7 protein-coding genes and 1 pseudogene are annotated in these 7,860 nt (G+C 71.7%); 2 read left to right on the top strand and 6 right to left on the bottom strand.

Annotated elements, in window-relative coordinates:
* Positions 1-220: pseudogene (locus ABL57_RS22575) on the top strand (AlkA protein); the annotation flags it as partial.
* 88 nt (positions 221-308) lie between these two features.
* Here the strand turns inward: ABL57_RS22575 and ABL57_RS20160 are convergent.
* The 6 genes from ABL57_RS20160 to ABL57_RS20135 form a co-directional block, all read right to left on the bottom strand.
* Positions 309-1,340: an ABC transporter ATP-binding protein gene (locus ABL57_RS20160; protein WP_047805273.1), complete on the bottom strand. Its 1,032-nt coding sequence runs from the start codon at positions 1,338-1,340 to the stop codon at positions 309-311.
* Complete coding sequence (locus ABL57_RS20155; protein ID WP_047805272.1) at positions 1,333-2,391, bottom strand: ABC transporter ATP-binding protein; 1,059 nt, start codon at positions 2,389-2,391, stop codon at positions 1,333-1,335. The genes ABL57_RS20160 and ABL57_RS20155 overlap by 8 nt, the downstream gene beginning before the upstream one ends.
* Positions 2,388-3,365: an ABC transporter permease gene (locus tag ABL57_RS20150; RefSeq protein ID WP_082157613.1), complete on the bottom strand. Its 978-nt coding sequence runs from the start codon at positions 3,363-3,365 to the stop codon at positions 2,388-2,390. Before ABL57_RS20150 ends, ABL57_RS20155 begins: the two co-directional genes overlap by 4 nt.
* The gene (locus tag ABL57_RS20145) at positions 3,358-4,281 is read right to left on the bottom strand and encodes an ABC transporter permease (RefSeq protein ID WP_047805271.1); all 924 of its coding nucleotides are present in this window, start codon (positions 4,279-4,281) and stop codon (positions 3,358-3,360) included. Before ABL57_RS20145 ends, ABL57_RS20150 begins: the two co-directional genes overlap by 8 nt.
* Before the next feature lie 123 nt (positions 4,282-4,404).
* The gene (locus tag ABL57_RS20140) at positions 4,405-6,039 is read right to left on the bottom strand and encodes an ABC transporter substrate-binding protein (RefSeq protein ID WP_047805270.1); all 1,635 of its coding nucleotides are present in this window, start codon (positions 6,037-6,039) and stop codon (positions 4,405-4,407) included.
* A 290-nt stretch (positions 6,040-6,329) separates the two neighbouring features.
* Positions 6,330-6,794, bottom strand: a complete 465-nt coding sequence (locus ABL57_RS20135) for a hypothetical protein (protein WP_047805269.1) — start codon at positions 6,792-6,794, stop codon at positions 6,330-6,332.
* Between the two features lie 256 nt (positions 6,795-7,050).
* Here ABL57_RS20135 and ABL57_RS20130 point away from each other — a divergent pair, with 256 nt between their 5' ends.
* Positions 7,051-7,554 carry a MarR family winged helix-turn-helix transcriptional regulator gene (locus tag ABL57_RS20130; protein WP_047805268.1) on the top strand — a complete coding sequence of 168 codons (504 nt, stop codon included), beginning with the start codon at positions 7,051-7,053 and terminating at the stop codon, positions 7,552-7,554.
* Positions 7,555-7,860: the final 306 nt, after the last annotated feature.

The following is a 7,860-nucleotide window of genomic DNA, read 5'->3' as shown; positions in this document are numbered from 1 at the left end:
GGCGGGATCGGTCGCCCTGCGGGTCCTGGGCGAGCCCGACGTCTTCCTCCCGCAGGACCTCGTCCTGCGCCGCGCCCTCGGGGTGGCCGGGACCGCCGCCGCGGCGGAGAGGTCCGCCGGGTGGAGCCCCTGGCGCAGCTACGCCGTGATGCTGCTGTGGGCCCGCGCGGCGTTCCCGGACTCGGCCGCTCCGCCGCTCCCCGCCGCCGGGCCCGGATGAGTCCGGCGGCGCGGCGGCCCCGCAGGACGCACCACGGGCAGGGCCCCGGCCGCACATCGCGGCCGGGGCCCTGCCCGTGGTGCGTCGGCTACGCCGTGCCCACCACCAGGTCGCGGGTCTCGGCGAAGTGGCAGGCCGAGGGGTGCCCCTGACCCCGGTCGACGAGCGGCGGCGCCTTCTCGGCACAGACGTCCTGGGCCTTCCAGCAGCGCGTGCGGAACCGGCAGCCGGACGGCGGGTTCGCCGGGCTGGGCAGGTCGCCGCTGAGCATGATCCGCTCCCGGGACCCGGACTCTCGGTCGCGGGGTGGCTGTGCGGCCGACAGCAGCGCCTGCGTGTACGGGTGCGCGGCCTGCTCGTAGATCGCGTCCCGGTCCCCGGTCTCCACGACGCTGCCGAGGTACATCACCGCCACCCGGCTGCTGAGGTGGCGCACCACGGAGAGGTCGTGGGCGATGAACAGGAAGGACAGCCCGAACTCGTCCTGCAGGTCCTGCAGCAGGTTGATCACCTGGGCCTGCACGGACACGTCGAGGGCGGAGACGGGCTCGTCGCAGATGATGACCTCGGGGCGCAGGGCCAGTGCCCGGGCGATCCCGATGCGCTGGCGCTGCCCGCCGGAGAACTGGTGGGGATACCGGTTGGCGTAGTCGGCCCGCAGGCCCACCCGCTCCAGCAGCTCCCGGACCTGGGCGCCCCGGTCCTTCCGGGCCACGGAGTTGGGGTGCACCTCCCAGGCCTCGGCCACGATGTCGCCCACCGTCATGCGCGGGTTCAGCGAGGAGTACGGGTCCTGGAAGATGATCTGGACGTTGCGGCGGTAGTCCCGCAGCTCGCGGGCGGACATCGCGGTGATGTCCCGGCCCTTGTACAGGATCTGCCCGGCCGTCGGCCGCTCCAGGCCCATGACCAGCTTGGCCACCGTCGACTTCCCGGAGCCGGACTCGCCGACCAGCCCGAGGGTCTCCCCCGGGTGCAGCGTCATGCTCACGCCGTCGACGGCGCGCACCTGCCCCACGGTCTTGCGGAACACGATCCCCTGGGTGAGGGGGAAGTGCTTGGTGAGGTCGCGCAGCTCCAGCAGCGGGGCGTCCGTCGTCGTGGGCTGTGACTCACTCATGCTCGAGCTCCTCGCTGTAGTGGCACGCGGCCGTGCGGCCGGGGACGACCTCGCGCAGGACCGGGACGTCCGCCGCGCAGTCCTTGCCCGGCGCCGCCGCCCGCCCGAACCGGGCCAGGGGGCACCGCGGGTGGAAGGCGCAGCCGCTGGGCACGGCGGAGAGGTCGGGCGGGGTCCCGGTCACCGGGTGCAGCCGGTCGCCGTGGGACTCGAGGCTGGGCATGGACGCCATCAGCCCCTTGGTGTACGGGTGCAGCGGCTCGGCCAGGACCTCGTCCACCGTGCCGTTCTCCACGATGCTCCCGGCGTACATCACGGCCACCCGGTCGGCGACCTCGTTGACCACGCCGAGGTCGTGGGTGATCAGGATCATCCCCATCCCGGTCTCGCGCTGCAGCTCGCTGAGCAGGTCCATGATCTGGGCCTGCACGGTCACGTCGAGCGCCGTGGTCGGCTCGTCCGCGATCAGGATGTCCGGGTCCAGGGCGATCGCCATGGCGATCATGACCCGCTGGCGCATGCCCCCGGAGAACTGGTGCGGATAGGCGTCCACGCGCTCGCGGGCCGCGGGGATGCCCACGCGCTCCATGAGCTCGATGGCCTTCTCGCGCGCCTCGCCGCGGGACGCCTTGCGGTGCGCGCGGAACAGCTCGCCGATCTGGTGCCCCACCGTGAAGACGGGGTTGAGGGCGGACAGCGCGTCCTGGAAGACCATGGCGATCCCCGGGCCGCGCACCGCACGCTGCTCCCTGCGGCTCATCGCCAGGAGGTCGTCGCCGCGGAAGCGGATCTCCCCGCTGGTGATCCGGGCGGGCGGGATGTCGAGGATGCCCATCACGGCCTGGGCGCTGACGCTCTTGCCCGAGCCGGACTCGCCCACGACGGCGAGGGTCTCCCCGGCGCGGACGGAGTAGCTGATGCCGTTGACGGCGTTGACGGTGCGGCGGCGGGAGCGGAACTCCACCGCGAGGTCGTCGACCTCGAGGACGGGCGGCTCCGCGGACGCGGAGACCGCCGGGGACGGGGCGGATGCGGGGTGGGAGGGTGTCATCGGCGCAGTTTCGGGTCGAGGGCGTCGCGCAGCGCATCCCCCATGAGGATGAACGCGAGCACGGTCAGGGACAGGAAGAGCGACGGGAACAGGATCAGGTGCGGGGCGTCCCGGAGCCTGTTCTGCGCCGCGTTGATCTGCAGGCCCCAGGAGATCTCGGGCAGCTGAAGACCGACGCCCAGGAAGGTCAGCGTCGCCTCGGAGGCGATGATCGTTCCCACGGCGATCGTGGAGTACACGAGCACGGGCGCCATCGCGTTGGGCAGGATGTGCTTGGTGATGATCCGCCCGGTGCCCGCGCCCAGCGCCCGCGCCGCCTGGACGTAGTCGGCCTCCTTGACGCCGATCACGTTGGAGCGGACGAGGCGCATCGCCGTCATCCAGCCGAACGCGATGAGGGCGAGCGAGACCTCCAGGATCCCGCGCTCGGGCAGCACGGACAGCAGGATGATGGCGCCCAGGATGAGCGGCAGTCCGTAGAAGATGTCCGTGACCCGGGCCAGCACCGAGTCGATCCAGCCGCCGTAGTAGCCGGCCAGCGCTCCCACCACCACGCCGATCACCAGGGTGCCGAACACGGCCAGGAAGCCGATGGACAGGGAGACCCGGGCGCCGTGGACCACGTTGGCGTAGTAGTCGCAGCCCTGCACGTCGTAGCCGAACGGCGCGCCCGCCTGCGGCGCGCCCCCGGAGCGGGAGAGGCTGCACTCCCGCGGGTCCACGGAGGTGAAGAGCTGCGGGGCCACCGCCATCAGCGCGAAGGCGAGGAACAGCAGCGCCCCCACGATGAAGAACGGGTTGCGGCGCAGCTGCCGCCAGGCGTCCCGCCACAGGCCGGCCTGCTCGATGTCGCCGCCGGCGGCCGCGGAGGCGAGCTCCTCGGCGCGGTCGTCGACACGGTCCGAGAAGGACTCCCGGTGCGTGCCCTCCTCGTGCGTGGGCTCCTCGAGTGTTTCCGTGCGGGGCTCATTCATAGCGGATCCTCGGGTCGAGGGCGGCGTAGAGGACGTCGACCACCAGGTTGAAGAAGATGTAGAAGAACACGAACAGGGTCACGATCCCGACGACGACGGCGCCCTCCTGCCGCAGCACCGCGTCGTAGACCGCCCGGCCCAGACCGGGGATGTTGAACACCGACTCGGTGACGATGGCCCCGCCCAGCAGCGCGCCGAGGTCGGCGCCGATGAAGGTGACCACCGGGATGAGACTGTTGCGCAGCGCGTGCTTGCCGACCACGGTGGTCTCGCTCAGGCCCTTGGCCCGGGCGGTGCGCACGTAGTCGCTCTGCAGGTTCTCCGCGAGACTCGTGCGGGTCAGCCGCGCCACGTAGGCCAGGGACAGGGCCGCGAGCACCAGCCCGGGGAGGATGTAGCTGAACCAGCCGTCCGTGAGGCCGGCGATCGGGAACCAGCCGAGCCGCACGCCGAAGACGTACTGGGCCAGGAAGCCGAGGACGAACACCGGGATGGACACGACGACCGTGGTCGAGACGAGCACCAGGTTGTCGAAGAACGAGCCGCGGCGCAGGCCCGCCAGGACGCCGGCGAGGATGCCGATGAGGATCTCGAAGCCGACGGCCACGAGGGCCAGCCGGATCGTCACGGGCAGCCGGTCGAGGATGGTGGTCAGGACGGGCCGGCCCGAGAAGTCGGTGCCGAAGTCCCCCTGCACCAGGCCGGCCAGGTATTTCACGTATTGGATCAGCAGAGGGTCGTCGAGGTTGTACTCGGCGCGCAGCTGCGCCTGCACCGCTGCCGAGAGCGGGCGGTCCCCGCCCAGCGCTCGGATGGGATCGCCCGGCAGCGCGTAGACCATGGCGAAGATGAGCAGGGATGCGCCCAGCAGCACCGGGATGGTCAGCAGCAGACGACGGAGGACGTACCGCCCCATGGGTCTCCTTGGTTGTGTGCGGAGGGGTGCGCGAATGGTGTCGCGCGGGTGGTGCGCGAGGGTGTCGCGCGAACGGAACGGGCTCGGGACGCCCCGGAGGGGGCGCCCCGAGCCCGGGACGGATCACTCGGAGCCGACGACCACGTCCTCGACCTCGACGCGCTGGAAGGCGTTCACGGAGACGTCGCTGACGTTCTCCGAGTGCGCGTACTGGGTGACGCGGTAGAACAGCGGGGTCGCGGGCATGTCCGCGATCAGCATGTCCTCGGCCTTCTGGTACTCCTGGACCGCCTCGTCGATCGAGGCGGCGCTGTTGCCGGCGCGCACCTGGGCGTCGAACTCCTCGTTGCTGTAGAAGGTGGAGTTCGACCCGGCCGGCGGCAGCGCGGCGGTGGTGTACAGCGGCCCGAGGAAGTTCTCCATGACCGGGTAGTCCATCACCCAGCCGGAGCGGAACGGGCCGGTCATGCCCTTCTCGTCCTGCAGCGGCAGGTACTCGGCGAACTGGAGGTCGCCGCGCAGCTGGTACTCGACGTCCAGGTTCTCGCGGAGCTGGTTGCCGATCGCCTGCATCCACTCCTCGTGGCCGGCGCCGGCGTTGAACCACAGATCCACGGGCTTGGAGCGGTCGAAGCCGGCCTCGTCGAGGATCCGGTTGGCCTCCTCCACGTTCAGCTCGCACGCCTCGCAGGCGTCCTCGCGGTAGCCGTCCACCACCGGGGAGACGAACGAGGCGGCCGGGGTGCGGGTGCCCTGGAAGATGGACTCGGTGATGGCCTCCCGGTCGATCGCCATCGAGAAGGCCTTGCGGACCTCCGGGTCGGCGAAGCGCTCGTCGTAGGTCGGGAAGCCCAGCGAGGTGATGTCGCCCTGGGGCTGGGTCTTGAGCCGCTCACCGAACTGGTCCTCCGCGGAGGCGATGGCGTCCGGCGGCAGCTCGTCCATGACGTCGAGGGAGCCGGCCTGCAGGTCGTTGTAGGCGGTGTTGATCTCGGTGTAGACGCGGAACTCCACGCCCTCGGCCTTGGCCGGCTCCTCGCCGCCGAACTCGTCGAAGCGGGTCAGGGTGATGCCCACGCCGTCCTGGAAGGCCTCGTCCGCCTTGAACGGGCCGTTGCCGATCGGCTGCTCGCCGAAGCCCTCGGGGTTGTCGAAGAAGGCCTGGGGCATCGGGAAGAACGCGGTGTAGCCGACCGTGGTGGGCCACTGGGCGTAGGGGTCGGTGAGGGTGACCTCGAAGGTCTGGTCGTCGATCACGCGCAGGCCGGACATCTCGGTGGCGGCGGGCTTCTTGCCCTCCTCCGCCTGCAGGTCCTCGTAGCCCTCGACGTTGGCGAAGAAGTAGGAGTTGCCCTGGGCGTTCTCGCTGTTGGCCACGTAGTTCCAGGTGTCCACGTAGCTCTGCGCGGTGACCGGGGTGCCGTCGTGGAAGGTCCAGCCGTCCTTGAGGTTGACGGTCCAGGTCTTCTGGTCCTCGGACTCGATGGACTCGGCGACCCCGGTGTAGGCGGCCTCGTTGGTCTCCCGGTCGTACTCCACGAGCCCGGTCCAGAGCGCGTCGACGATCTGGCCGCCCTCGGTCTCGTTGGTGTTGCCCGGGACCAGCGGGTTCTCGGGCTCCCCGATGTACACGCTGAAGGTGCCGCCGCCCTCTTCGGCGGCGGCGTCTCCCGACCCGCCGTCTCCCCCACCGCACGCGGTGAGCAGCAACGATCCGGTCAGCACCACTGATGCGCCCGCGATCCGCTTCGTTCTCATCGTTTCCTCCATGGGTCGATACGGGCCCGCCGGGAGTGCTGGGTTCGCACTCCGGGGAGACGGGGCCGCGCCGGGGCGAGCACTGGGCTCGCTCGTCGGGGAGCGCAGGGCTCCCGGGCCCGACGTGACGGAGATCACCATCCGTCGTGCCCATGAAGAAATCTATGGCGTCCTGCCCTCCGATCAGCGCTGACACGCCCGAAGAAACAGGAACTCGCGGTATCGGTTACTCACCTGTAACAAAAGGACGGCCACCCGCCGCCGGCCGTCGGTGAAGGCGGCCGGTGACGTCAGCCGGCGGTCGGCAGGGCGGCCGGCTGGGCGACGGTCGGCGCCGCCGGGTCCGCGGCGTCCAGCACGGCGGCCAGCTCGTGCGCCCCCAGCGCCGACGCCTCGGCGAGGACCGCGACCGGGACCCCGGCCCGGGACGCCGCGCGGATCTGGGCGTGCAGCACGCTCGTCGCCTGGTCCAGGGCCCACCGTGCCGTCTCCAGGGTGCCGTCGACCGGCGCGACGTCGAACCCGACACCGATCTCGTCGTCGGAGCCCGCAGCCTCGTCCAGCGCCCGGTCGAGTGCCCACTCGGCGGTCTCCACCTCGCCGGCGGCCGTGAAGACGCTCTGCACGAGCTCTTCGTGGCAACAGGGGGGTTGGCCGGCGGCGGCCGGGGCCTCCGGGGACAGCGGGAGGAGGGGGGTGGGGTCGAGGTCCGTCGACCGGGCCGCCGACTGCGGGGACACTGACTTGCTCATCATCGAACCTTCCTCGAGTCCTGCTGCTGCCACCCCGACGGGGGCGCGGGCGGAGCCGGCCCCCCCCCGGCGCAAGGTCCATGCAATCCGAAAGATACTAGAAAGTCTAGCTATCAGCACGATGGTTGTTACGATCGGGGAGCGGGCACCGGGCGACCACCGCCCGGGGGTCCGGGAACCGTCCCGGTCGTGCGACCGGGAGGCCGACTCCATTCCACCATCCGTGCGCCCCGCTCTTCCAGGAGGTGCGGTGAACAATATGCCAACACCCACCACGTCATCGGGATACTGGTACGGCGACGACGACGCCTCGCGCGCGGCCGTGGAGGTGCTGGAGGCCCTGCGCGCGTACCGCGCCGCCGAGAACGGGATGCGCCGGCGGGCCCGCAGCGAGATGGGCATGGGCGAGACCGATCTGCTCGCCCTCCGCCACCTCCTGGAGGCCGCCCGCGCCGGCCGGACGGTGAGCCCCCGGGACCTGGCGGCCCGGCTGGGCATCTCCTCGGCCTCGACCACCACGCTGCTGGACCGGCTGACGAAGAGCGGGCACGTCCGCCGCGAACCGCACCCCACCGACCGGCGGGCCCTGATCGTCACGGTCACCGAGGGGGCCGACCGCGAGGTGCGCGCCACCCTCACCGCCGTGCACGAGCGCATGATCGCCGCCGCCCGGACCCTCACCCCCGAGCAGGCCGAGGTCGTGGTGAGCTTCCTGCACCGCATGCGGGACGCCGTGGACGGTGGCGGACCGTCCGGCGGCTGACCGTCCCGACCCGGAAAAGTCCAGTGTGACCTGGGACAACACCATCCCCTCTGAGGTGGACAGGGCGTGCTGCGGCTCCTAGGGTACGAAGGGGCCCGAGGGGGATTCGGGACCACCGGCGGACCGGACCTCCCCGTCCGGCGCGCCGATCGCCGGGCCGGTCCCGCACCCCCGGAGCCGGCCGGAGAACCGCGCACGACCCACCGGATCCCCGCAGTCGGTCCCCGCCCCTGCGCCGTCGGCCCCCCGCCGACCACGGCCCCACCCCCGACCCGTCGGCCCCCCGCCGACCACGGCCCCACCCCC

It is taken from the genome of Kocuria sp. SM24M-10 (assembly GCF_001027955.1).
In the GTDB taxonomy this organism is placed as follows: domain Bacteria; phylum Actinomycetota; class Actinomycetes; order Actinomycetales; family Micrococcaceae; genus Kocuria; species Kocuria oceani.
Note: the sequence above shows the minus strand (reverse complement) of the source record. Positions and strands in the feature narration are given on the sequence as shown.

What these genes read in the sequence shown, in the direction of transcription:
- ABL57_RS20135 (WP_047805269.1), bottom strand. Translation starts at nt 6,794, where the DNA reads ATGATGAGCAAGTCAGTGTCCCCGCAGTCGGCGGCCCGGTCGACGGAC.
- ABL57_RS20140 (WP_047805270.1), bottom strand. Translation starts at nt 6,039, where the DNA reads ATGAGAACGAAGCGGATCGCGGGCGCATCAGTGGTGCTGACCGGATCG.
- ABL57_RS20160 (WP_047805273.1), bottom strand. Translation starts at nt 1,340, where the DNA reads ATGAGTGAGTCACAGCCCACGACGACGGACGCCCCGCTGCTGGAGCTG.
- ABL57_RS20145 (WP_047805271.1), bottom strand. Translation starts at nt 4,281, where the DNA reads ATGGGGCGGTACGTCCTCCGTCGTCTGCTGCTGACCATCCCGGTGCTG.
- ABL57_RS20150 (WP_082157613.1), bottom strand. Translation starts at nt 3,365, where the DNA reads ATGAATGAGCCCCGCACGGAAACACTCGAGGAGCCCACGCACGAGGAG.
- ABL57_RS20130 (WP_047805268.1), top strand. Translation starts at nt 7,051, where the DNA reads ATGCCAACACCCACCACGTCATCGGGATACTGGTACGGCGACGACGAC.
- ABL57_RS20155 (WP_047805272.1), bottom strand. Translation starts at nt 2,391, where the DNA reads ATGACACCCTCCCACCCCGCATCCGCCCCGTCCCCGGCGGTCTCCGCG.